Origin of the sequence: Pseudorhodobacter sp. E13 (genome assembly GCF_003991405.1) — a bacterium.
Lineage (GTDB): Bacteria > Pseudomonadota > Alphaproteobacteria > Rhodobacterales > Rhodobacteraceae > Pseudorhodobacter.
The window spans coordinates 387,175-411,218 of sequence record NZ_RPEN01000158.1 but is presented as its reverse complement, the minus strand read 5'-3'; the positions used below and the strand labels follow the sequence as shown (position 1 = coordinate 411,218).

Annotated in this window: 24 protein-coding genes; 17 read left to right on the top strand and 7 right to left on the bottom strand. The window is 62.2% G+C overall.

Annotation, left to right across the window (positions count from 1 at the left end; genetic code table 11):
- The first annotated feature begins 1 nt into the window (after nt 1).
- The 5 genes from EGN72_RS15775 to EGN72_RS15755 all read left to right on the top strand — a co-directional run bounded on the left by EGN72_RS15775 (nt 2) and on the right by EGN72_RS15755 (nt 6,615).
- On the top strand, nt 2-1,165 hold the full coding sequence (locus EGN72_RS15775) for an acyl-CoA dehydrogenase family protein (RefSeq protein ID WP_127049255.1): 1,164 nt from the start codon (nt 2-4) through the stop codon (nt 1,163-1,165).
- Between the two features lie 297 nt (nt 1,166-1,462).
- Nucleotides 1,463-3,457, top strand: a complete 1,995-nt coding sequence (locus tag EGN72_RS15770; RefSeq protein ID WP_127049253.1) for an acetate--CoA ligase family protein — start codon at nt 1,463-1,465, stop codon at nt 3,455-3,457.
- On the top strand, nt 3,454-4,251 hold the full coding sequence (locus EGN72_RS15765; RefSeq protein ID WP_127049251.1) for a carnitinyl-CoA dehydratase: 798 nt from the start codon (nt 3,454-3,456) through the stop codon (nt 4,249-4,251). The genes EGN72_RS15770 and EGN72_RS15765 overlap by 4 nt, the downstream gene beginning before the upstream one ends.
- A gap of 67 nt (nt 4,252-4,318) precedes the next feature.
- Nucleotides 4,319-4,783: an OsmC family protein gene (locus EGN72_RS15760; protein ID WP_127049249.1), complete on the top strand. Its 465-nt coding sequence runs from the start codon at nt 4,319-4,321 to the stop codon at nt 4,781-4,783.
- 230 nt (nt 4,784-5,013) lie between these two features.
- Nucleotides 5,014-6,615: a GMC family oxidoreductase gene (locus EGN72_RS15755; RefSeq protein ID WP_127049247.1), complete on the top strand. Its 1,602-nt coding sequence runs from the start codon at nt 5,014-5,016 to the stop codon at nt 6,613-6,615.
- A 14-nt stretch (nt 6,616-6,629) separates the two neighbouring features.
- On the opposite strand, the gene EGN72_RS15750 is transcribed toward EGN72_RS15755, so the two are convergent.
- Nucleotides 6,630-6,785 carry a cytochrome oxidase subunit III gene (locus tag EGN72_RS15750; protein ID WP_127049245.1) on the bottom strand — a complete coding sequence of 52 codons (156 nt, stop codon included), beginning with the start codon at nt 6,783-6,785 and terminating at the stop codon, nt 6,630-6,632.
- Nucleotides 6,786-6,792: 7 nt separating this feature from the next.
- Nucleotides 6,793-7,479 carry a helix-turn-helix transcriptional regulator gene (locus tag EGN72_RS15745; RefSeq protein WP_127049243.1) on the bottom strand — a complete coding sequence of 229 codons (687 nt, stop codon included), beginning with the start codon at nt 7,477-7,479 and terminating at the stop codon, nt 6,793-6,795.
- A gap of 72 nt (nt 7,480-7,551) precedes the next feature.
- Between EGN72_RS15745 and EGN72_RS15740 the strand changes: the two genes are divergently transcribed.
- The 4 genes from EGN72_RS15740 (at nt 7,552) to EGN72_RS15725 (ending at nt 9,163) form a co-directional block, all read left to right on the top strand.
- Nucleotides 7,552-7,875 carry an NIPSNAP family protein gene (locus EGN72_RS15740; RefSeq protein ID WP_127049241.1) on the top strand — a complete coding sequence of 108 codons (324 nt, stop codon included), beginning with the start codon at nt 7,552-7,554 and terminating at the stop codon, nt 7,873-7,875.
- Entirely contained in the window at nt 7,872-8,216 is a 345-nt protein-coding gene (locus EGN72_RS15735) for an antibiotic biosynthesis monooxygenase (RefSeq protein ID WP_127049239.1), read from the top strand. The genes EGN72_RS15740 and EGN72_RS15735 overlap by 4 nt, the downstream gene beginning before the upstream one ends.
- 86 nt (nt 8,217-8,302) lie before the next feature.
- Nucleotides 8,303-8,665, top strand: a complete 363-nt coding sequence (locus EGN72_RS15730) for an STAS/SEC14 domain-containing protein (protein WP_158623210.1) — start codon at nt 8,303-8,305, stop codon at nt 8,663-8,665.
- Nucleotides 8,666-8,668: 3 nt separating this feature from the next.
- Nucleotides 8,669-9,163: a ClbS/DfsB family four-helix bundle protein gene (locus EGN72_RS15725; RefSeq protein WP_127049235.1), complete on the top strand. Its 495-nt coding sequence runs from the start codon at nt 8,669-8,671 to the stop codon at nt 9,161-9,163.
- 76 nt (nt 9,164-9,239) lie between these two features.
- On the opposite strand, the gene betC is transcribed toward EGN72_RS15725, so the two are convergent.
- Nucleotides 9,240-10,745, bottom strand: a complete 1,506-nt coding sequence (betC, locus tag EGN72_RS15720; RefSeq protein WP_127049233.1) for a choline-sulfatase — start codon at nt 10,743-10,745, stop codon at nt 9,240-9,242.
- A gap of 145 nt (nt 10,746-10,890) precedes the next feature.
- Between betC and EGN72_RS15715 the strand changes: the two genes are divergently transcribed.
- The 6 genes from EGN72_RS15715 to EGN72_RS15690 all read left to right on the top strand — a co-directional run bounded on the left by EGN72_RS15715 (nt 10,891) and on the right by EGN72_RS15690 (nt 18,996).
- Complete coding sequence (locus EGN72_RS15715; protein WP_127049231.1) at nt 10,891-12,894, top strand: CocE/NonD family hydrolase; 2,004 nt, start codon at nt 10,891-10,893, stop codon at nt 12,892-12,894.
- Between the two features lie 198 nt (nt 12,895-13,092).
- On the top strand, nt 13,093-14,661 hold the full coding sequence (locus EGN72_RS15710) for an ABC transporter substrate-binding protein (RefSeq protein WP_127049229.1): 1,569 nt from the start codon (nt 13,093-13,095) through the stop codon (nt 14,659-14,661).
- Between the two features lie 10 nt (nt 14,662-14,671).
- On the top strand, nt 14,672-15,628 hold the full coding sequence (locus EGN72_RS15705; protein ID WP_127049227.1) for an ABC transporter permease: 957 nt from the start codon (nt 14,672-14,674) through the stop codon (nt 15,626-15,628).
- 10 nt (nt 15,629-15,638) lie between these two features.
- Entirely contained in the window at nt 15,639-16,451 is an 813-nt protein-coding gene (locus tag EGN72_RS15700; protein WP_127049225.1) for an ABC transporter permease, read from the top strand.
- Nucleotides 16,448-18,082: an ABC transporter ATP-binding protein gene (locus tag EGN72_RS15695; RefSeq protein ID WP_127049223.1), complete on the top strand. Its 1,635-nt coding sequence runs from the start codon at nt 16,448-16,450 to the stop codon at nt 18,080-18,082. The genes EGN72_RS15700 and EGN72_RS15695 overlap by 4 nt, the downstream gene beginning before the upstream one ends.
- 74 nt (nt 18,083-18,156) lie before the next feature.
- Nucleotides 18,157-18,996, top strand: a complete 840-nt coding sequence (locus tag EGN72_RS15690) for an alkaline phosphatase family protein (RefSeq protein WP_127049221.1) — start codon at nt 18,157-18,159, stop codon at nt 18,994-18,996.
- 103 nt (nt 18,997-19,099) lie between these two features.
- On the opposite strand, the gene EGN72_RS15685 is transcribed toward EGN72_RS15690, so the two are convergent.
- The 3 genes from EGN72_RS15685 to EGN72_RS15675 form a co-directional block, all read right to left on the bottom strand.
- On the bottom strand, nt 19,100-19,756 hold the full coding sequence (locus tag EGN72_RS15685; RefSeq protein ID WP_233587159.1) for a glutathione S-transferase family protein: 657 nt from the start codon (nt 19,754-19,756) through the stop codon (nt 19,100-19,102).
- Entirely contained in the window at nt 19,732-20,361 is a 630-nt protein-coding gene (locus EGN72_RS15680; protein WP_127049217.1) for a glutathione S-transferase family protein, read from the bottom strand. The genes EGN72_RS15685 and EGN72_RS15680 overlap by 25 nt, the downstream gene beginning before the upstream one ends.
- A gap of 66 nt (nt 20,362-20,427) precedes the next feature.
- Nucleotides 20,428-21,204, bottom strand: a complete 777-nt coding sequence (locus EGN72_RS15675) for a transporter substrate-binding domain-containing protein (RefSeq protein WP_370323320.1) — start codon at nt 21,202-21,204, stop codon at nt 20,428-20,430.
- Between the two features lie 127 nt (nt 21,205-21,331).
- On the opposite strand from EGN72_RS15675, the gene EGN72_RS15670 reads away from it, so the two are divergent.
- Nucleotides 21,332-22,072: an amino acid ABC transporter ATP-binding protein gene (locus EGN72_RS15670; RefSeq protein WP_127049213.1), complete on the top strand. Its 741-nt coding sequence runs from the start codon at nt 21,332-21,334 to the stop codon at nt 22,070-22,072.
- Nucleotides 22,073-22,080: 8 nt separating this feature from the next.
- Nucleotides 22,081-22,818, top strand: coding sequence for an amino acid ABC transporter permease (locus tag EGN72_RS15665; protein WP_127049211.1), 738 nt, complete (start codon nt 22,081-22,083; stop codon nt 22,816-22,818).
- Between the two features lie 74 nt (nt 22,819-22,892).
- Here the strand turns inward: EGN72_RS15665 and EGN72_RS15660 are convergent, their stop codons facing one another.
- On the bottom strand, nt 22,893-23,861 hold the full coding sequence (locus EGN72_RS15660) for an NADPH:quinone oxidoreductase family protein (protein ID WP_127049209.1): 969 nt from the start codon (nt 23,859-23,861) through the stop codon (nt 22,893-22,895).
- Nucleotides 23,862-24,044 lie beyond the last annotated feature (183 nt).

Below are 24,044 nucleotides of genomic sequence, written 5' to 3'. Positions count from 1 at the left end.
GATGCATTTTGGCATGACCGACGAACAGCGCATGATCGTTGACACCACGCGCGCCTTTGTCGAGGCAGAGCTGTATCCGCATGAGGCGCTGGTGGAACGCACGGGCCATCTGCCGATGGAGATCATCCGCGAGGTGCAGGCCAAGGCGATTGCAGCGGGGCTTTATGCCGCGAATATGCCCGAGGATGTGGGCGGCGCAGGCCTCGATACGCTGTCATGGCTGCTTTATGAACGCGAGTTGGGGCGTGCCAATTACGCGCTGCATTGGACCTGCGTCGCGCGGCCATCGAATATCTTGCTGGCCGGCACCCCAGAGCAGCGCGAGAAATACCTCTACCCCTGTATTCGCGGCGAGAAATGGGATTGTCTGGCGATGACAGAGCCGGGCGCCGGGTCTGACCTGCGCGGTATGAAAGCAAGCGCGCGGCGCGAAGGCGATGATTGGGTGCTGAACGGCACCAAGCATTTCATCAGCCATGCCGATATCGCCGATTTCGCGATCGTTTTCATGGCCAGCGGCGAGGAGGTCACCCCCCGCGGCCCCAAACGCCTGATCACCGCGTTTTTCGTGGATAAGGGGACGCCGGGGTTCACCGTCCGTGACGGCTATCGCAACGTCTCGCATCGCGGCTATACCAATGCGATACTGGAGTTTGACAATTGCCGCCTGCCAGCATCGCACATTCTGGGCGAGGTGCATAAGGGCTTTGAGGTCGCCAATACATGGCTGGGGGCCACCCGCCTGCAAGTCGCCGCGACCTCACTGGGGCGGGCAGACCGCGCGCTGGGCCATTCCGTGCAATATGCCGCCGAACGCGAACAGTTCGGGCAAAAGATCGGCAAGTTCCAAGGTATCAGTTTTAAACTCGCCGATATGGCGATGGAGTTGAAAGCCGCAGAACTGCTGACATGGGACGCCGCCTGGCGCTTTGACGACGGCAGCGTGACCGAGGCCGATATGTCGATGGCCAAGCTGAAAGCCACAGAGGTGCTGGCAATGATCGCGGATGAGGCGATCCAGATTCACGGCGGAATGGGCCTGATGGATGACCTGCCCTTGGAACGTATCTGGCGCGATGCCCGCGTGGAACGGATCTGGGAAGGCACCTCCGAAATCCAGCGCCACATCATCAGCCGCCAACTTCTGCGGGCGCATGGGGCATGAGACCGGGCAGGGGGCGCTCGCGCCCCCTCTTGGCCTCAAGGCCAATTCACCCCCTGAGGATATTTGGAAATAGATGAGTAACGGATCGTTAACCATGCGTGGCTATTCTGACAACACGGTACAGGCGGGGACGCCGATGACCGTAATAGGTGAAGTTTCCCTGTCTCCTTGGCTGGAGGCAGGGCGACTTCTGACCCATTTCATCTATTCAAAAATATCCCGGGGGACCATGATTGGCTTGCCAATCGTGGTGGGGCAGAGCCCCATTTTGCATTGGTTGGTCAGTGGAGCGTGCCGATGAAGGATATCTCACGCCTGCTTCGCCCGCGATCCATCGCCGTCTTGGGCTCAGTCTGGGCCGAGAATGTCATCGCGCAATGTCACAAGATGGGGTTTGAGGGGCCGGTTTGGCCGATTCATCCCACCAAGGCGCAGATTGGCGGATTGCCGGCTTTCGCGCGGCTTGCAAATTTGCCTGCGCCGCCGGATGCTACTTTCATCGGCGTCAACCGGCATGCGACTGTTGATGTCGTGGCCTCGCTTTCTGCGATGGGCGCGGGTGGGGCTATCTGTTTTGCCTCCGGCTGGACCGAGGCTGGTGAGGCCGGGCTTCAGGCCGATTTGGTGCAGGCGGCGGGGCAGATGCCCATACTGGGGCCCAATTGCTATGGGGTGATCAATTACCTGGATGGTGCCCTGCTGTGGCCGGACCAGCATGGGGGGCGGCGGGTGGAGCGGGGGGTGGCTTTGCTGTCGCAATCCTCCAATATCGTGATCAACCTGACCATGCAGGCGCGTGGCTTGCCGGTGGCCTATGTCGCCTGTCTGGGCAATGCCGCGCAGGTGGGCCTGGCGGAACTGGCCGCCGCTTTGCTGGCCGATGACCGTGTCACCGCGCTTGGGCTATATATCGAGGGGATCGACGATGCCCCCGGTTTTGCTGCTTTGGCAGAGGCGGCGCGACTGGCGGGCAAAGGCATTGTCTGCATCAAATCCGGCAAGACCGAGGCTTCGCGCGCGGCGGCGGCTTCGCATACGGCGGCTTTGGCGGGTGGGGGCGCGGCCTCGTCAGCCTTTCTGCGGCAGGTCGGCGTGGCAGAGGTGACGACGCTGCCGGAACTGTTGGAGACGTTGAAGATTTTTCACCGCTACGGGCCACAGATCGGGACGCGTTTATGCTCGCTTTCCTGTTCGGGCGGAGAGGCAGGCCTGGTCGCGGATCTGGCGGCCCCTTTCGGTATTTCCTTTCCTGCCCCCACGCAGGCGCAGCGGCAGGCTTTGGGCGATATTCTGGGGCCGATTGTGGCCATCGCCAACCCGTTGGATTATCACACGTTTATCTGGGGTGACGGGCCACGCACGACCGATGTTTTTGCAACCATGTTGGCGGGCTATGACGCGGGCATTTTCATTATCGATCCGCCGCGCCCCGATCGCTGCGATCCAAGCTCGTTCACGCCGGCCCTCCAGGCGATTGAAGCGGCGGCAGAGCGGACGGGCAAGTCTGCTTTCCCCGTTGCCTCTTTGCCCGAAAACTTTGACGAGGAACTTGCCCTTGCCATGATGGCGCGCGGTGTGGTGCCGCTGATGGGGCTGGAAACCGCATTGGGGGCGTTGCGCGCGGCGCAGACGCCGCCGGGTCTGGCGGGGTGGCGGCCCTTGCCGTCGCGCAAGCCGACCCGCCTTGCGCTGATGGATGAGGCGCAGGCCAAGGCGCTGTTGGCGCGGGCAGGGGTGGCTGTGCCTCTCGGCGTTTCCGCGCCGGATCTGAACGGGTTGCGCGCCGCCGCCAGCAATTTGGTGCCGCCACTCGCCCTCAAAGGGCTTGGCTTTGCGCATAAGTCAGATCATGGCGCGGTGCGGCTTGGGCTTGCCAGCCTTGCGGGGCAGGCCGACATGCCGGGGGCTACCGGCTATCTGGCCGAAGAAATGGTGACGGGGGTGATTGCCGAACTTCTGCTCGGTCTGCGGCGCGATCCGGTCTACGGTGTCAGCCTGACCCTTGGGTTTGGCGGCGTGACGGCAGAGCTTTTGGCCGATACCGTGACCTTGATTTGCCCCGTCACCCCCGAAGAGGTTGTCGCGGCCTTGCAGCGCCTGCGGCTTTGGCCCTTGCTTGACGGCTATCGCGGGCGGGTGAAGGCGGATGTTGATGCGGTGGTCGCGGCGGTGATGCGACTACAGGCGCTGATGCAGGACGACCGGTTTGAGGAAATAGAAATCAACCCGCTGATGCTGCGCGCGCAAGGCGCCGTTGCGGCAGATGCGGTGATCTGGAAGGATGAGAGATGATGCAGATGCGAAGCGAAGGCCCGATCCTGACCCGGCGCGAGGGGGCCATTCTGGAAGTCACCCTGTCGCGCGGCAAGGCCAATGCGATTGATCTGGCGACCAGCCGGATCATGGGAACGGTGTTCCGCGATTTTCGCGATGACGACAGTTTGCGCGTCTGCATCCTGCGCGCGGCGGGCGAGAAATTTTTTTGCCCGGGCTGGGATCTGAAAGCCGCCGCCGATGGCGATGCGGTGGATGGCGATTATGGCGTGGGTGGCTTTGGCGGGTTGCAGGAATTGCCCAACCTCAACAAACCCGTGATCGCCGCGGTCAACGGCATTTGCTGCGGCGGCGGGTTGGAGCTGGCCTTGTCCTGCGATCTGATCTTGTGTTCTGACACAGCTACTTTCGCCTTGCCTGAAATCCGTTCGGGCACCGTGGCCGATGCGGCCTCGATCAAACTGCCCAAGCGCATTCCCTATCACGTCGCGATGGACCTGTTGCTGACGGGCCGTTGGTTTGACGCCGAGGAGGCGCAGCGCTGGGGCCTGATCAAAGAGATCACCACGCCCGAAACCCTGCTGGACAAGGCGTGGGATTTGGCGCGGCTGCTGGAAAGCGGGCCGCCGCTGGTCTATGCCGCGATCAAGGAAGTGGTGCGCGAGGCCGAGGCGATGCGTTTTCAGGATGCGCTGAACCGGATCACCAAGCGGCAGTTCGTGACGGTCGACAAGCTCTATTCCTCGGACGATCAATTGGAAGGCGCGCGGGCCTTTGCCGAAAAACGCGACCCGGTGTGGAAGGGGCGCTGAGCCTTCACCCTTGCGCCTGTGGCTGCGGGCAGAATAGGTATTTGGGCCAAGATGAAGGGGCAAGCGCATGCATGAGTATACCAGCCGCGTGGTCTGGACCGGCAATACGGGCGCGGGCACGGCGCATTACAAGGCCTATGCCCGCACCTGGGATATTGCCGTGCCGGGCAAGCCGGTGGTGCAGTGTTCCAACGATCCCTTGCTGGGCGGTGATCCCGGCAAGATGAACCCCGAGGATTTGCTGCTCTCGGCGCTCTCGGCCTGTCATATGCTGTGGTATCTGCACTACGCGTCCGAAGCGGGGATTGTGGTGACGCGGTATGAGGATACGCCGGTCGGGCAAGGCGAGGTCGGGCCGGGTGGCGCGGGGCGGTTTGTCTCGGCCGAGTTACGGCCAGTGATCCGGGTTAAGGCAGGGGCCGATCTGGTTGCGGCAGAGGCCATTCATCACCGCATCCATGCGGTTTGTTTCATCGCACGCTCAGTCAATTTCCCCGTGACCTATGCGCCTCATTTCGAGGTTGAGGGGTAACGCGGTTCGGGATGGTCTGGGTATCCGGAACTGGATGCGCGACTGTGAACCGGCACCCGCCAGCGCCTGTCGTGGGTGGGGTCTGGCCCGGCTCTGACGGGCAGGCAAAACGGGGGGCGCGTCGTCCCGCCGCCCCGCATATCTGACCAAACTCGACATTTTTTGTCGCTTCGCGCTATGGCATCCCGGCGCGGGGGCGTTAGGGTGGCGGCAACAAACGGGGGTGCCGCGTGGCTGAAGTTGATTTTCTGATTGTGGGCGCAGGCTCTGCTGGATCGGTGCTGGCCGAACGGTTGAGCGCATCGGGCAAGCACCGCGTCTTGGTGCTGGAGGCAGGCGGCTCCGACGCGCGGTTTTTTGTGCATATGCCCTTGGGCTATGGCAAATTGTTCTACAACAAGGCGGTGAACTGGGCCTATGAGACGGACCCCGATCCGGGGCTTGGCGGCAACCGCGATTACTGGCCGCGAGGCAAGGTCTTGGGCGGGTCATCCTCGATCAATGCGATGGTCTGGATCCGCGGGCAGCGCGAGGATTATGACGAATGGGGCGCGGTGGGTGGCGCCGATTGGGGCTGGGACAGCGTGCTGGCCGCTTACCGCGCGATTGAGGATAACGAGGCCGGCGCGGATGCCTGGCGCGGGCAGGGCGGGCCGCTGTTCATCTCGGCTAACAAGGATGGCTTGCACCCTTTGGTGCGCAATTATCTGGACGCCTGCGCGGCCGCGGGCCTGCCCGAGACGCCGGATTTCAACGGGGCCGGTCAGGAGGGCGCTGGGGTTTACCAGATGACCATCAAGGGGGGGCGGCGCAATTCAACGGCGCGGGCGTTTTTGCGCCCCGCGATGAAGCGGCCCAATCTTCAGGTGCGCACCCGCGCCCATGTTACCCGCGTGGTGTTCGAAGGGCGCCGCGCCGTGGGTGTCGAGGTGATGCGCGGCGCTACGCGCGAGGTGATCCGCGCGCGTGAGGTGATTTTGGCAGGCGGGGCCATCAACTCGCCCCAGCTATTGCAACTCTCCGGCATCGGGCCTGCTGCGCATCTGGCGGGTTTGGGGCTGGCGGTGGTGGCCGATAACCCGCATGTCGGCGGCCATCTGAACGACCATCAGGGCTTGAACTACACCTACCGCATGAAGGTGCCCACCTATAATGACATTTTGCGCCCGTGGTGGGGCAAGGCCTTGGTGGGGATGCAATATCTGCTGCAAGGCCGGGGCGTGCTGTCGAAAAGCATCAACCATGCAGGCGGGTTCTTCCGCACCTCGCCCGCGCTGACGCGGCCCAATATGCAGCTTTACATGCAGGCGTTTTCCACCCTTGTGCCGAAAGTGGGCGAACGCCCCTTGCTGACGCCGGACCCGTTTTCCGGCCTGTCGATCGGCTTGTCGAACTGCCGCCCCACCTCGCGCGGGTGGTTGAAAATCCGATCTGCCGATCCGTTCGCGCCGCCACAGATCGTGGGCAACGCCTATTCGACCGATCAGGACGTGGCCGAGATGTTGGCGGCAGTGAAATTCATCCGCAAGATCGCCGCCCAAGGCCCGATGGCCGATGTGATCGCCGAAGAACTGCGACCGGGGCCGGAGGTGACATCGGACGCCGACTTGATCGCGGATTTCCGGGCGCGGTCGGGGACGGTGTATCACCCGTCCTGCACCTGTCGGATGGGGGATGTGGTGGACAATCGGCTGCGGGTGAAAGGGGTAGAGGGGCTGCGGGTCTGTGATGCAAGCGCCTTTCCGAACCTGATCGCGGGCAATACCAACGCGCCCGCAATCCTGATGGGCTGGAAAGGGGCCGAGGTTATTCTGGCCGATCAGGGGCGCTGAGCCAAAAGCAGCGCCTAGCGGAAATGCGCGACCAGAAAGACAAAGCAGGCAATCAGAAAAAAGATGCTGCCAAACATCGCCCAGAAATCACCAATGCTGGCGATGATGAAGCCGATGGCCGAGACGACAAAGAGCAGCCAGCCGATCAGGATGATGGTTTGGGTTTTCAACGCGGCCTCACTCCGGGTTGGGGAAGGTTTGGGCAAAGCCTGCCTCGCCCTTCGCGGTAAAGGCGATGATACGGCTATCGGCAAGGCGGGTCGCCCAGCCAAGCGCTTCGAACCGGGCCAACAAAGCGCGGCCAAGGCTTCCGGCCAGATGCGATCGACGCTCTGACCAGTCAAGGCAATCGCGGCACAGCGGGGTTTTGCGGGCCTCCAGCGCCGCAAGGTCGATGCCGAAAGCAGTGACGAAGTCGCGGCCAGCGGGTGTCAGCGCTGGTCCTTTGGCTGCCACGGTCAGCACGCCCTGTGCCAGCAATGCGCGATACAATTGCACCCCCTTGGCCCCGGCGAGGTGGTTGTAGCAGATTCGTGCCGCGCGCAAACGGGCATCCTTTGGCCCCGGTTTGCTGCGCAACTGGCCGGTTTTGGCGGCCAGCCCCATCAGCGATTCCAACACGCGCGCAACGTCTTCCGATGCAAGGCTGGCGTATTTATGCCGCCCCTGTTTGCGGGTCTGCAACAGCCCGCCTTGTTCCAGCTTGGCCAGATGCGCGCTGGCGGTTTGTGCCGTCACCCCGGCCTCTGCCGCCAGTTCGGTGGCGGTCAGCGCGTGGCCCGCCATCAAGGCCGTCAGGATATTGGCGCGGGCGAGATCGCCGATCAAGGCTGCAATCTGGGCGATATCGGGGCCATGTTTCATAGTTCGATCATTGACGAAGCATCCGCCGCGGTCAAGCCGCTAGGATGACCGTGCAAGATCAAAGGAAATCCCATGCTGACCTGTATCATCCGCTATCACATCGACCCGACCAAACACGCAGAATTCGCGCAATATGCCCGCAATTGGGGGCAGGCCATTCCGCGCTGCGGGGCAGAGTTGCTGGGCTATTATGGCCCGCATGAAGGCTCTGCGACGCTGGCCTATGGCATCTATAACATCCCCAGTCTGGCCGCCTATGAAGCCTATCGCGCGCGATTGGCGGCAGACCCGTTGGGCCGCGAAAACTATGCCTTCGCGCAGAAAGAACGGTTCTTGCTGCGCGAGGATCGGGTGTTTCTGAAACGCGTATCGGACCCGCTGCGGGGTGCGGCATGATCGCAGTGATCTTTGAGGTGGTCTTGGCCGCTGGCCGCAAGCCTGATTATCTGGAAATTGCCGCCCGCCTGCGCCCGGAGCTGGAGCAGGTGGAAGGCTTCGTGTCGGGAGAGCGGTTTCAAAGCCTGGGCGACCCGGACAAGCTGTTGTCGCTGTCTTGCTTTGCAGATGAGGCGGCTGTGCGGCGCTGGCGCGCGCTGGACGATCACCGCAGTGCGCAAACGCAAGGGCGTGGCGGCATCTTTGCCGATTACCGCCTGCGCGTGGCCCATGTGCTGCGCGATTACGGTATGGTGGACCGCGCAGAGGCGCCGCAGGACAGCCGCGCGCGCCATGGTTGATCGCGGTATTGATCGGGGCTTGATCTGGGGCAAAGCGGGTCTTTGCAAGCTGTGCTATGCTTTTCTTTCACACAGGAGGGCGAAGCATGGCGACAAGTTACCGGACGATCCCCGAAACCAAGACCTTTGAATTCACCGTTTCCGGCAAGGTGACATCAGAGGATTTTGATGCATTGGCCGGGCCGATGGCGGATTTTGTCGAAAAGCATGGCAAGATCAGGCTGCTGGAGATTATCGAGGATTTCCAAGGCTTTGATCCGATGATGCTGTGGAAGGGGATGAAGTTTGACATCAAGATCATCCCGCATATCACCCATTGCGCCGTGGTGTCGGATATGGGCTGGATCAGCCCGCTGACCAAGGCGGCAGGGGCCTTTATGGCGACCAAACTGCGCACCTTTGATCTGGAGGAGCTGGACGCCGCGCGGGCGTGGCTGGCCGAGGCATAAGCCATGCCTGCCGCCACGGATAAAGCGGCACTTCTGGCGGTGACGGCCAAGGAATACGCTGATCTGACAGCGCTGCTGGACAAGGTTCCGGCAGCGCTGGCGCTGGTCAAAGATGAGGATGGCACCTCGATCAAGGATGTGGTGGCCCATCGGGCGCATTGGATCGGGTTGTTTCTGGGCTGGCAGGCGCAGGGCATGGCGGGGCAGGCGGTGGCGATCCCCGCGCCGGGATATATGTGGAACGATCTGAAACGCTATAACGCCGATCTGCGGGCGGCGCAGGCGGGGGTGGATTGGGCGGCGGCCCGGACCTTGCTGGAGGCTGCGGCCTCGCGGCTGAGAGCCTTCTTGGACAGCCAGACTGATGCCACCCTTTACGCAGGGCCGATGCCCGGCGGTGGCAGCGCATGGACCACCGGGCGCTGGGCCGAAGCGGCAGGCCCAAGCCATTACCGATCTGCCGCGAAATATATCCGCGCAAGGCTGAGGTCGGGCTAGTCAGTTTGCGGCGGGCGGTGGGTTACACCCACCCTACGGCCAGATATGTAGGGTGGGTGCAACCCACCGCCCCTTGTTATTCCCCGCGCGGAAAGCGTTTGCTTTCTTCCAGCACGTTCAGGTCCATATGGTTGCGCATATAGCGTTCCGAGGCTTTTTGCAGGGGCTGGAAATCCCACGGGTAATAGCCGCCTTGCCGCAGCGCCTCATAGACCACCCAGCGGCGGGCCTGACTTTCACGCACCGCCGCATCATAGGCGCGCAGGTCCCAGCGGCCTTCGGATTTGGCGCGCAGGCTTTGCAAAGTGCCGGCATGGGCGGGATCGGCGGCAAGGTTGTTGCGCTCCATCGGGTCGGCCTCGATATCGAACAGCATGTCCGGGTCGGCAAGGCAGCGGGTATACTTCCACTTGCCATAGCGCAGCATGACGAGGGGGGTGATGGAGCCTTCGGCCGCATATTCAATGGCCACCGGGTCCGCCCGCTCCGCCCCTTTTGCCAGCGGCAGCAGCGAAGTGCCATCGGTCCAGGGCATCACCTCGGACATATCAATCCCCGCCAGATCGCAGAGCGTGGGGGTGACGTCGATGGTGGAAACCGGCGTGGTTTCCAGATGCGGTTCCAGCCCCGGCGCGCATAGCATCAAGGGCACGCGGGCAGAGCCTTCAAAGAAGTTCATCTTGAACCACAGCCCCCGGTCGCCCAGCATATCGCCATGGTCGGAAACAAAGAGGATGATCGCCTCTTGCCGGCTGTCCTCCAGCACTTGCAAAATCTCGCCGATCTTGTCGTCGATATAGCTGATATTGGCGAAATAGCCTTGGCGGGCGCGGCGGATATGGTCGGGCGTGATGTCGAACCTGTGGCTGTCGCAGGCGTCGATCAGGCGCTTGGAATGGGGGTCCTGGTCAGCGTAAGCAATCGCATCGGGGGCATCCAAATGCGCGCAATCGTTGTAGAAATCCCAGTATTTGCGGCGCGCGACGTAAGGGTCATGCGGATGGGTGAAGCTGACGGTCAGGCACCATGGGCGGGCATCCGCCCCGCGCGACAGGTCATAGAGTTTCTGCACCGCCTGATGTGCGACATCATCGTCATATTCCAACTGGTTGGTGATCTCGGCCACGCCCGCCCCGGTGACAGAGCCGAGGTTGTGATACCACCAGTCAATCCGTTCGCCCGGTTTGCGGTAATCCGGGGTCCAGCCGAAATCGGCGGGGTAGATATCGGTGGTCAGCCGGTGTTCGAACCCGTGCATCTGGTCGGGGCCGACGAAATGCATTTTGCCCGACAGCGTGCATTCATAGCCCGCGCGGCGCAAATGATGGGTGAAGCAGGGAATATCGGATTGGAATTCGGCGGCATTGTCATAGACGCGGGTGCGCGAAGGAAGCTGGCCCGACATGAAGCTGGCCCGCCCCGGCGCGCAAAGCGGCGAGCCGGTGTAGCTATTGGCAAAGCGCACCGAGCGGGCCGCCAGCTTTTTCAGGTTGGGGGCGTGGAGCCAGGAGGCAGGCCCATCGGGAAACAGCGTGCCGTTGAGTTGGTCGACCATCAGGATCAGGATATTCGGTTTGGTCATGTCATGCCCCCTTTTCAGTGCTTGCCTTTGCGGCGGTCTGCGCCTTTGATGGCGATGAAGGCAAGGGCGGTCTGTTCCTTTTGCGACCTGTTTTAGGGGGCTGGCGCAGATAGGTATTTTTGCCAAGATGAAATTGGGGGCAGCGATGCAGGTGGTAAGCGATTTTCCCTTTCCGGTGATCGAAGAGGAGGACGTGGGCATCGTGATGCCTGATGGTTGCCGCTTGTCGGCGCGGATCTGGCGGGCGCAGGGGGCGGGGCCCGAGCCTATGCGGGTGCCAGCCATTCTGGAATATATCCCCTATCGCAAGCGCGATGGCACGGCGGCGCGAGATGCGCGGATGCACCCTTATTTCGCGGGGCATGGCTATGCGGCGGTGCGGGTGGATATCCGCGGCAATGGCGATAGCGAAGGGGTGATGACGGATGAATACACGCCGCAGGAATTGCAGGATGCCTGCGATGTGATCGCCTGGTTGGCCGCGCAGGATTGGTGCAACGGATCCGTAGGGATGATGGGCAAAAGCTGGGGCGGGTTCAACTGTTTGCAGACCGCCTTTTTGCAGCCCCCTGCGTTGAAGGCCGTGGTGACTGTCTGTTCCACAACCGACCGCTTTGCCGATGACATCCATTTCAAGGGCGGCTGTTTGCTGGGTGAGAATCTGGGCTGGGGCGCGGTGATGCTGTCTTATTCCTCGCGTCCGGCGGACCCGGTTTTGCGCCCCGATTGGCGCCGCGACTGGTTGGCGCGGCTGGAGGCAGAGCCGTTCCTCGCCCCGCGCTGGGCCAGCCATCAGGCGCGGGACAGCTATTGGAAACACGGCTCCATCTGCGAAGATTTCAGCCGTATTCAGGTGCCGGTGCTGAGTTTTTCCGGTTGGGCGGATAATTACATGAACACATCGGCGCATCTGGTGCGCAATGTGGCGGGGGCCAAGGCGATTGTGGGGCCTTGGGTGCATCAATACCCGCATGATGCGGTGCCCGGCCCGGCGATTGGCTTTCTGGACGCGGCGCTGCGCTGGTGGGATCGCTGGCTGAAAGGGGTGGAAAACGGCGCCGAGGATGACCCGGCCTATCGCGTCTGGATGCTGGACTCGGCGGCCCCCGATGCCAGTGCCCGTAACCGCGCGGGGCGGTGGGTGGCCGAGGCGCGTTTGCCGTCAGACCGGGTGGCGATGCAGCAACTCGCCTTGTCGGCGGATGGCCTGTTGGGTGGGGCAGGGGGGGCGCTGGCGGTGCCGGTTTGCACCCGCCCCGATCTGGGCCTGACAGCGGGTGAGTTTTTCCCGATGGGGCTGAACGCCGAAATGCCCGGCGACCAAGCGCGCGATGATGCGCTGTCGGTTTGTTTTGACGCGGCCCCTTTGCAGGCCCCGCTGGCGCTGCTGGGGGGGGCGCGGCTGCGCTTGCGGCTGCACAGCGACAAGCCGCGCGCCTTTATCGTCGCGCGTCTGTGTGATGTGGGGCCAGACGGGCAATCGGTGCGGATCGCGCATGGCATGTTGAACCTGTGCCACCGCGACGGGATGGAAAACCCCAGCCACCTGCCCCCCGGCAAGGCCGTGGATGTGGAACTGGTGCTGGATGATATGGCCTATCAGCTTGCCCCCGGTCATCACTTGCGCTTGGCGTTGTCGACGACCTATTGGCCCTTTCTCTGGCCCAGCCCGGAGCCTGCGACGCTGACGCTGCTGGAAGGGGCGTTGCACTTGCCCGTGCATCCCGGTGTGGCGGCGGATGAATGGCTGCCGCCGCCGCCCCGTTCGGCCAAACCCTTGGCGCTGCATGCGCATAGCCCCGGCCATGCCGCGCGGCGGGTGGAAACTGACTTGATCTCCGGGCGCGTGGCCTTGGTGGTCGAAGATCACTCGGGCCGGGTTGAAAACCCCGCGCATGGCCTGATCGTCGAGGAAAACATGACCGAGCGGTTCGAGGTGGACCCCGCCGATCCCGCGCATGCGGTGGCGCAATGTGACTGGACGCAGCACCAATCGCGCGGCGGTTGGGCGATCCGGACAGAGGCAAAGGCGCGCCTGCACAGCACCCCCGACCATCTGATCTTTCACGCCCATCTGCGTGCGTGGGAAGGCGAAGATCTTGTTTTTGAACGCGAGTTTCACGACGAAGTGCCGCGCGACTTTGTCTGACGGGCAGGGGGGTTGGTTGTGATCACAGGCGCAATGACCTAAGAAGGGCAAAGATGTGGCCATGAAAGGCGCAGCACGGCGCGCCACCCCACGATTTAGGCTAGTCCAGACCAAAGTAAATGTTGCCTGAACGCCTAGAAGCGGGTTTATTGACCCAAGAGACAACAAAAACAGCACATGCTGATCAGGGAGAAACGAATGAAAGACGATCTTGCAAAACTCATCGACCGGATTGATGCCGCCCGCCTGAGCCGCCGCGGCTTTATGGGCACGGCAGCGGCCTTTGGTGCGGTGGCGATGTCGGGCACGCCTGCGCTGGCCCAAGAAGTCAAAAAGGGCGGTATTCTGAAGATGGGTCTGGGCGGCGGTGAAAGCACCAACAGCCTTGATCCGGGTCTGGCCGCCAGCCAGGTGCCGTTCCACCTGTGCCGGATCATGGGCGAGCCGCTGGTTGATGTGGCCGCCGACGGCACGCTGGAAATGCGGATCGCCGAAGCTGTCGAAAGCTCTGCCGATGCGGTGGTCTGGCGCTTTACCATCCGCCAGGGTGTGAAATTCCACAATGGGGCCGATCTGACGCCCGCAGACGTGCTGGCCACGCTGGAACGCCATTCCAACAAAGACAGTTCCTCGGGTGCGTTCGGCATCATGGAAGGCATCGAGTCGATGAAAGTCGATGGCAATGTGGTTGAAGTGACGCTGAAAGCGGGCAACGCCGACCTTCCCTATCTGATGGCCGATTATCACCTGCAAATCCAACCGGCCAGCAGCGTGGCAACCCCGGATGACGGCATCGGCTGCGGCGCTTACAAGATCGTCGTGAACGAGCCGGGTGTGCGCCACACCTTTGAGAAATTCGCGGATTACTGGGATGATACCCGTGGCCATTACGATGGCGTGGAAATCACCGTCATCAACGATGCCACCGCGCGTATGGCCGCGATCCAGTCCGGTCAGGTGCATATCGCCAACCGCGTTGATCCGAAGATCGCCAAACTGCTCAGCCGCGCACCGGGGCTGACGGTGCAGAACGTCTCGGGCCGTGGGCATTATGTGTTCATCATGCATTGCGACACCGCACCGTTTGACAATGCCGATCTGCGCAACGCGCTGAAACTGGCGATCAACCGCGAAGAAATGGTCGACAAGATCCTTGATGGCTATGGCTCGGTGGGCAATGACACGCCGATCAACGCGGCCTATCCACTATTCACCGCGTTGGAGCAGCGCAAATATGACCCGGCAGCCGCTGCCGAGGCCTATAAGAAATCCGGCCATGATGGCAGCCCGATCATTCTGCGCGTGGCCGAAGGGGCCTTCCCCGGTGCCGTGGATGCGGGCGCCTTGTTCCAGCAATCCGCCGCTGCGGCCGGTATCCCGCTGGAAATCAAGCGTGAGCCGAATGATGGTTACTGGTCGGAAGTCTGGAACAAGCAACCCTTCTGCGCCTCCTATTGGGGTGGCCGTCCGGTGCAGGATCAGATGTTCTCCACCGCCTATCTGTCTACCGCCGATTGGAACGACACCCGTTTCAAAGTGCCGGCCTTTGATGATCTGCTGTTGAAAGCCCGCGCCGAACTGGACCCGGCCAAGCGCACCGAAATGTATGCCGAGTTGAGCAAGATGGTGCATGACGATGGCGGCTTGATCTGCCCGATGTTCAACGACTTCATCGAAGCCGTTGGCGATGGCGTGCAGGGTTGGGAAAAGAACGGCGTGCAGGAATGCATGAACGGGCTTGCCCCGCACAAGACCTGGCTGGCGTAAGGGCCTGCTTGTGCATCCTGTCATAAAACTGTTGGCCCAGCGAATTGCGCTGGGCCTGCTCCTGCTGTTTGCCGCGTCGGTGCTGATCTTTATCGGCACGCAGATACTGCCGGGCGATGTGGCGCAAAGCATTTTGGGGCAGGGGGCCACACCCGAGACGCTGGCCAATTTGCGCGCTGAACTTGGGCTGAATGATCCGCCCTTGACCCGCTATCTGAACTGGCTGTTCGCCGCCATGCAAGGCGATCTGGGCACCGCGCTGACCAATGGTCAGGACATCGCGACCTCGATGGGCAAGCGGCTTGGCAATACGCTGTTCCTTGCCTTCTGGGCCGCCGTTGTGGCCGTGCCCACCGCCATCATCCTTGGCCTGATCGCCGTGCGCTATCAGGGCCGCTGGCCGGACCGGGTGATCTCGTCGATCACTTTGGCCACGGTGTCGGTGCCGGAATTCCTGCTGGGCTATATCGCGATTTTCTTCCTGTCGGTGCAGTTCCGCGTGCTGCCCTCGCTTGCCACCGTCTATGACGGGATGCCCTTCTGGGACAAGCTTTATACCATCGCGCTGCCGGTGATCGTGCTGGTGCTGGTGGTCTTGGGTCATATGATGCGGATGACGCGCGCCGCCATCCTGAACGTCATGCAATCGCCCTATGTGGAAACGGCCGAGTTGAAAGGCCTGCGCAAATTCACCATCATCGCCCGCCATGCCCTGCCCAATGCCATTGCCCCTGTGGTCAATGTGGTCATGCTGAACCTTGCCTATCTGGTGGTCGGCGTGGTCGTGGTCGAGGTGGTCTTTGTCTATCCCGGCATGGGGCAATATCTGGTGGATCATGTGGCCAAACGCGATGTGCCGGTGGTGCAGGCCTGCGGGCTGGTGTTTGCCGCCGTCTATATCGGGCTGAACCTTGTCGCCGATGTGGTTTCCATTCTGGCAAACCCGCGCCTGCGGCATCCGAAATAAGGGGGCGGTTATGCGCATTCCATTCGCAGCCCTGATCGGCTTGTTCTTTACAGGGCTTTACTTTTTCATGGCGATTTTCGCCGATTTCATCGCCCCCTACGGCATGGCCGAAGTGGTCGGCAACAGTTGGGAGCCTGCATCCTGGGCGCATTGGCTGGGCACCGACACCATCGGGCGCGATTTGCTGTCGCGCATGATCTATGGCGGGCAAACCACCATTTTCATCGCCACCGCCGCCACTTTGCTGTCTTTCTCGCTGGGCTCGGTTCTGGGCTTCTTTGCTGCGGTAAAAGGCGGCTTGGTGGATCAGGTCCTCAGCCGGGGTGTCGATCTGATGATGTCGATCCCCTCGCTGATTTCCGCGCTGGTGGTGCTGTCGGTGATGCCGGTGACGCTGCCTGTGCTGATCCTTGTGATGGGAATTTTGGACAGCACGCGGGTGTTCCGCCTGAGCCGAGCGGTGGCCGTGGATATCAACGTGATGGATTATGTCGAGGCCGCGCGCCTGCGGGGCGAAAAGCAGATGTGGATCATCTTCCGCGAGATTTTGCCCAACGCGCTCTCGCCGCTGGTCGCTGAAATGGGGCTGCGCTTTATCTTTGCGGTGCTGTTCATTTCCACCCTGTCTTTCCTTGGCCTTGGTGTGCAACCGCCCATGGCCGATTGGGGCGGGATTGTTAAGGAAAACAAGGACGGCATCGCTTACGGCGTCATGGCCGGCCTGATCCCGGCCTTCGCCATCGCCTCGCTGGCGATTTCGGTCAATCTGGTTGCCGACTGGGTGCTGACGCGCACCACCAGCCTGAAAGGGGGCCGCGGATGAGCGACGCTTTGCTAGAGGTCAAAGGCCTGAAGATCGAGGCGACCGCCTATCCCCCTGGTGAACCCCCGCGCGATATCACCATCGTCGAAGGCGTGTCCTTTGCGGTGGAAAAGGGCAAGGTGCTGGGGCTGATCGGCGAATCCGGGGCGGGCAAATCCACCATCGGCCTGTCCGCCATGGCTTATGGGCGCGGGGGTGTGCGCATCACCGGGGGCGAGGTGTTCGTCAACGGCCGCGATATCCTGAAGGCCGGGCCTGCGGGCCTGCGCGCCCTGCGCGGGCGGGAGGTGACATATGTCGCCCAATCCGCCGCCGCCGCCTTCAACCCGGCCAAAAAGCTGATGGAACAGGTGATCGAAACCACCCTGCACCACGGGCTGATGACCCGGGCCGAGGCAGAGGAGCGCGCCGTCTCGTTGTTCACCCAGCTTGGCCTGCCCAACCCCGAAACCATCGGCAACCGCTATCCGCATCAGGTCTCCGGCGGGCAGTTGCAACGGGTGATGACAGCCATGGCACTGTGCCCGAAACCCGATCTTGTGATCTTTGACGAACCCACCACCGCATTGGACGTGACCACCCAGATCGAGGTGCTGGCCGCGATCAAACGCGCGATTGTCGAAACCGGGGTGGCCGCGCTTTATATCACGCATGATCTGGCCGTGGTGGCCCAGATCGCCGATCATATCCTTGTGCTGCGCGGCGGTCATATGGTCGAATATGGCACCACCGACCATATCATCAACGCCCCGTCCGAGGCTTATACGCAGGCGCTCGTCTCGGTCCGCTCGATCACCCACAAGGAAAAAACCGGGGGCACGCCGGTTCTGTCGGTCAAAGGCATCACCGCGCGCTATCGCGGCACAAAATTCGATGTGCTGAAAGATGTGACGGTGGACCTGCCCGAGGCGCAAACCCTCGCCATCGTGGGCGAATCCGGCTCTGGCAAGTCAACGCTGGCGCGCGTGATCACCGGGCTTTTGCCCCCCAGCAAGGGCGAAATTACCTTTGCGGGCCGCAGCCTTCCTGCCGATTTCGAACAGCGCAGCCGCGATGACCTGCGCGAGGTTCAGATGATCTATCAGATGGCCGATGTCGCGATGAACCCGCGCCAGACGGTCGGCACCATCATCGGCCGCCCGTTGGAATTTTACTTCGGCCTGCGCGGCGAGGCGAAACGCAAGCGCATTCAGGAATTGCTGGATGAGATCGAGATGGGCGAAGGCTTCATAGATCGCTACCCCGCTGAACTTTCGGGCGGGCAGAAACAGCGTGTCTGCATCGCCCGCGCCTTGGCCGCCAAACCCCGGATGATCATCTGCGATGAGGTGACATCGGCACTCGATCCGCTGGTGGCCGATGGCATCCTCAAGCTGTTGCTCAACCTGCAAAAGATCGAAAACGTGGCCTATCTGTTCATCACCCATGATCTTGCCACCGTCCGTGCCATCGCCGACAGTATCGCGGTGATGTATCAAGGCCGCGTGGTGCGATATGGCTCCAAAACCGATGTGCTGTCGCCCCCATTCGATGACTACACCGATCTGCTGCTCTCCTCGGTGCCGGAAATGGAACTGGGCTGGCTGGAACGCACCATCGCCAATCGCAAGATGGAGGCGGCAGGCAACTGACCGCCCCCCATCATCTATTCCCAAATATCCCCGCCGGAGGCATCCGCCCCCGGCCATAATCGCAAGTCCCCGAAATGAAGACCAAACTCCTCCTCATCATCCTCGACGGTGTGCCTTACGCCAATTGGCGCCGCCTTTTTGGCAATCTCGAAGGCTGGGTCGCGCAGGGGCAGGCGCAGGTCTGGAAAATGCGCGCCACGCTGCCTTCCACCTCCGCCTCCTGCTATGCCACCATCCACACCGGCACGCCGCCGCAGGTGCATGGCACCTGGGGCAATGAGGCCGTCAAACGCCTGCCCCAGCCAGATATCTTCAGCCAGACCCGCGCAGCAGGCGGGATCACCGGCGCCGTCGCACATTCCTTCTGGTCCGAGTTTTTCAACCGCGCGCCCTTCGATCCCGTCCGCGATCTGGAATATGACGAACCCGAAAGCACCAGCATCAACCATGGCCGCTTTCACACGATGTATGGCTATAACCTGATCAATCAGACCACCCCCGCAGACAATGATCTCTTCGCCACGCTGACCATGCTCACCGAACGCTTCGGCCTGCATTACGGCATGTTGCACACATGCACCCTCGACAGTATGGGCCACCGCTTCGGCCATGATTGCCACGAAATGGACGATGCCTGCTACCGATTGGATTATCAGCTCGCCCCGTGGATCGACCGCTGGCGCAGATCAGGCTATGAGGTGATCGTCACCGCCGATCACGGCCAGTCGATGCGTGGCCATCACGGCGGCGCGGGCGCGGATCAGCAGGATTTCGCGCTTTATTACTTCGGCCCCGCCACCGGCCCCAGCCGAGATGTCCTGCTCGACCAACTGGCGCTTGCCCCCACCATCCTGTCGCGTCTGGGGGCAGATATTCCCGCCACGATGCAGGCCAAACCCTTCCTCGTGCCCTGACCACAGCCCAATCGCCGGCCCCGCTTTCTTTTCGGCCCAAATATCCACGGGGGGAATTTGCCGTAAGGCAAAGGGGGGCAGTCAGCCCCCGCCCGGCCCGCCACTAACCCGGCGCTGCCCGCAAGGCGCGTTTCTCGGCCATCCACGCGGCGGCATGGGGGCGATAGGCGGCCAGTTCCTGCGCCACCGCAGGCTCCGCTTCCAAGACCCCGCGCCAGCGCAGCACCGCGTCCGGCCAGCAGGGCAGAAGGCCGCAGTCCTGCGCCAAAGAATCTATCCAAAGGAAGGTCGGCGCAAAGCCGCAATCGCCCAGACCAAAGGGCAAGGGATGCGCCAGCAGCGCGGCAAGCTGCGCCAAACGGTTGGACACCGCCGCCATCGCGGTCCCTGCCGCCGCGTCATCAGGCTTTGCCACCCGTGGGAACAGCGCCCTTACCGCAGGCTCCAGCCGTGTGTCGTGAAACCGCCCCCGTTCCCGCGCCCTCGCGCGGGCCTCGGGCGTTTGCGGCAACATCGGCGGCACCGGAAAAACCTCGTCCAGATATTCGGCAATCGCCTCGCTGTCGCTTAAGCCAAAATCCCGGTGCCGCAAGGCAGGCAGGTTCCCAAAGGGTGAGGCTGCGGCAAAGCCCGCAGGGTCCTGCGCCGGGCTGCACTCTTGCCACTCCAAGCCTTTGGCGCGCAGCAGGATGCGGGTTTTGGCGCAATAAAGGCTGTGCGGCACCGCATAAAGGATCATCCCCGCGCCTCCGCCAGCCATGCCTGCAACACCGGGACATAGCTTTGCAATTCCGCCGCCACCGGCCCCACCGCCTCCACCCGCGCGCGATAGGCCCGCACCGCCTGCGGCCAGTCGATCTGCAAGCCCAGCACCGGGGTCAGCGCGTCGATCCAAGCAAATGTGATGGGATAGCCGCAGTCGCCCAGACCGAAGGCCAGATCATCCGCGCCCAGCATCCGGCCCAGTTGCGCCAAGCGTTCGCTGATCGCCCCGGACTGCGCCGCCGAAAGTGCCGCATCCGGGGCCTTGATGCTGCCAAACAGCGCCCGCAGCGCAGGTTCCAGCCGCGTGTCGTGAAAGCGACCGCGCTCCCGCATCCGGGCGCGGCCCGCCGCCGTATCGGGCAGCATCGCGGGGCTGGGATAAACCTCGTTCAGATATTCGGCAATCGCCTCACTATCGGCCAGCAACAGCCCGTCGACCTGCACGGCAGGCAGGTTCCCCGAAGGCACCAGCGCCTTGTAATCCGCCGACCCATAGCCCCCCGGCGGCAGCACCTCGCGCCATGCCACCCCCTTGGCGCGCAGGGTGATGCGCAGCTTGGCGCAGTAAAGGCTGGGCGGGATGGCGTAAACGGTCAGCATCTGCGGCTTTCATATATAAAAAAAGGGGCGCAACACAGCGCCCCTTGGAAGATAGATGTGATGGTCTTAGTTGGAAAGCTGCCACTTCGCGGCCAGTTCATCGAACAGCCCGGCTTCCTGCTTCAGCGTGATCCATGTGTTCACATAGTTGATCCAGACTTGATCACCCTGCGGCATCAGCATCGCCACCGGCGTTTTCGCGCGCGGCGCCGAGACGGGCACGATCATCAGTTCGGGATATTGCGCAACCAGCTTGTTCGCCTCTACGTTCGAGGTGATATGCGCCGTGGCGCGCCCCGACAACACCTCTTGGAAGTCGCGGGCAGGGGCCTCGACGATGCTGTATTTCGCATTGGGGAAAAACTCTTTCACCTGCTTTTCCTGCGTAGTGCCAAGGGTTGCGGCCACCGTCACCTCTGGCTTGTCCAGATCGGCCCAATCCTTGAACAGTTCCGCGTCTTTCTTGTTGATCAGCGGCACGGTCGCAAGGCTGAAATAGCTGTTGGAATAGCCCGCCGCCTTGGCCCGCGCCGGGCTGATCGAGGCAGAGCCGGTGATGTGATAGGTGCCTGCGGTCACACCCGCGACCAAGGTTTTCCAATCGGTCGGCACAAATTCCACCGCCACGCCCAGATCGGCCGCCAGCGCTGTCATCACGTCGATGTCGTAACCGGTATAGCTGTTGGTCGCGACATCCTTCATCGTCATCGGGTTCCAGTCCCCCGTCGTGCCAACCTTCAGCACGCCCGAGGACAGCACATCATTCAAGATCGACTGCGCGCTTGCCACAACCGGGCTTGCCACCAATGTTGCCGCGATCAATGCGGTTTTCAGAAAGCTCATCATGTTCTCCCCAAGGGTTTATCTCTTGCGTTCGTCAACGGTTCTCGCCGTTGTTGGCTTGCAATGCAAGGCAAGCTAGGTCCTTTTGGGGCAGATCAAGGCAAAGCCCCCCAAGTAAAGGCAAGACATGACGGAAACAGCGCCTATCATCCAGTTTCAGCAGGTTTCCAAGCATTTTGATGCGTTTCAGGTGCTCAAAGATATCAATCTGACTGTGCAGAAGGGCGAGCGGATCGTGATCTGCGGCCCCTCCGGCTCGGGCAAATCAACGCTGATCCGCTGTATCAACGGGCTGGAAACCTATGGCAGCGGTGACATTTTCGTGAAGGGCACGCGGGTGGAGCCTGCGGGCCTGACCCAGGTGCGGGGCCGGGTGGGGATGGTGTTTCAACAGTTCAACCTGTTCCCGCATCTGACGGTAATCGAAAACCTGATGCTGGGGCCGATGCGCGGCAAAGGCATGTCGCAAGCCGAGGCGCGCCAAATCGCCGAGGCCTATCTTGCCCGCGTGCGCATCCCTGAACAGGCCGCAAAATACCCGCGCCAACTGTCGGGCGGGCAGCAGCAGCGGGTGGCGATTGCGCGCTCCTTGTGCATGGAACCTGAGATCATGCTGTTTGACGAGCCGACCTCTGCGCTGGACCCCGAGATGATTTCCGAAGTGCTGGATGTGATGGCGGAACTGGCGGAAACCGGTATGACAATGCTGGTGGTGACGCATGAAATGGGCTTTGCGCGCCGGGTCGCTGACCGCATGGTCTTCATGGATTTTGGCGAGATCGTTGAGGTTGCCCCGCCGCAGACCTTCTTCACCGCCCCCGAAAGCCCGCGCGCGCAGGACTTTTTGCAAAAGATTTTGAACCATTGAGGCCGTTTATGCGTCTGCTCCCGCTGTTTTCCGCGTTTTTGTTGCTGTCGGGCTGCTCGGCCAACTGGGGCTGGTATGTGGTGAACCCGGCGACGCCGCAGGGCTATAACAACCTGAAATTCATGCTTTCGGGGCTGGCCTATACCGTGCAGCTTTCCGCCACGGCGATTGCGATTTCGATTGTGGTGGGGTTGCTGGTGGCGCTGCCGGGCCTGTCGCCCAACAAATGGCTGCGCGGGATGAGCCGCGCCTATGTCGAGGTGGTGCGCGCGGTGCCCATTCTGGTGCTGATCCTGTGGGTCTATTACGGGCTGCCGCCTGTGACGGGCATCACGATCGGGGTATTCTGGGCCGGGGTGATTGCGCTGGCCCTGTCAGACAGCGCCTTTCAGGCCGAGATTTTCCGCGCCGGTATCCAGAGCATCGCGCGCGGTCAATATGAGGCGGCCTATTCGGTATCCCTGGGCTATGTTGACACGATGCGCTATGTAATCCTGCCGCAGGCAATCCGGCGCATCTTGCCTGCCTTGGGCAACCAGTTGGTTTATATGCTGAAAATGTCGTCGCTTGTCTCTGTGATCGGGATGCAGGAACTGACGCGCAAAGCCAATGAGCTTGTGGTGTCAGAATATCGCCCGCTGGAGATTTATACCGTGCTGGTGCTGGAATATCTGGTGCTGATCCTGATCGTTTCCGCCGGGGTGCGCTGGCTGGAACGCCGTTTGCAAGCCGATGAGCGGGGGTAAGCCCCGATTTTTCGATGAAAAATCGAAAGCCCTGCGGGCTTGCCTCCGGCGGAGGTATTTGGGCCAAGATGAAATCAGACGGGGTGCGGGGTGACGACGACTTTGCCGGTGGAGGTGCGGCTGCGCAGCAGCGCCAGCGCCTCTTCCACGCGGCTGAGCGGCAGGCTGTGGCTGACATGGGGGTGCAGCCCGCCGCCGCGATACCAGTCGAACAGTGTTTCCATGCTGCGCGCCAAGGTTGCCGGGGCGAATTTCAGATATCCGCCCCAGTAAAGGCCGATCACGGTCAGGTTCTTGACCAGCAGAATATTGGCAGGGATTTGCGGCACCTCGCCCCCGGCAAAGCCAATCGGAATCAGGCGGCCTTCGGGTTTCGTGGCGCGCAGGGCCTCGGTGAAGGCGGGGCCGCCCACCGCATCATAGACCACATCGACGCCGCCAAGCGCCCTGAGCGCCTCACGCAGGCCGGGGGCTTCGTTGTCGATCAGATGGTCCGCGCCTGCCGCTTTCGCAATCGCCAGCTTTTCCGCGCCGCGCGCGGTGGCGATGACGGTGGCGCCCATGCGTTTGCCAATCTCTACCGCGGTCAGGCCCACGCCGCCCGCAGCCCCCATGACCAGCAGCGTTTCCCCGGCTTGCAGGCGGGCGCGGTGATCCAGCGCCAGATGGCTGGTGCCATAGGCAATCTGGAAGGCGGCGGCCTCGTCAAACGGCATCGCATCGGGGATCGGCGTGCAGGCGGTCGCGGTGACGACAGCGTATTCCGCCAGCCCGCCTTGGCCCGTGAAACAGGCCACGCGTGTGCCGATGGCGGGGGCGGTGACACCGGGGCCATGCGCGTCGACCACGCCCGAAATCTCCATCCCCAGGGTAAAGGGGCAGGCCGGGCGCTCCTGATATTTTCCCTCCAGCATCAGCAGATCCGCGAAATTCAACCCGCAGGCCATCACCCGCAGCCGCACCTGCCCGGGGCCGGGATCTGGTGTCGCAATCTCTTGCAAAGCGGCAGGTGTTCCAAAGGCTTCCACTCGATATGCGCGCATGGCCAGTCCCTTTCCTGTGGTTCTGGGGCCCAGTGCTACCCGGAAAATCAGCGTGACGCCAGTCCGGCTCGCATTGCATTCTGCAACAGTTCGCGCGGCGATCATTGCAAAATGCAATGCAAAATGAAAAACACTTTTTTCGCGAGTTATGGTTACCAACGGCATCTGAGGGGAGAGCGCACA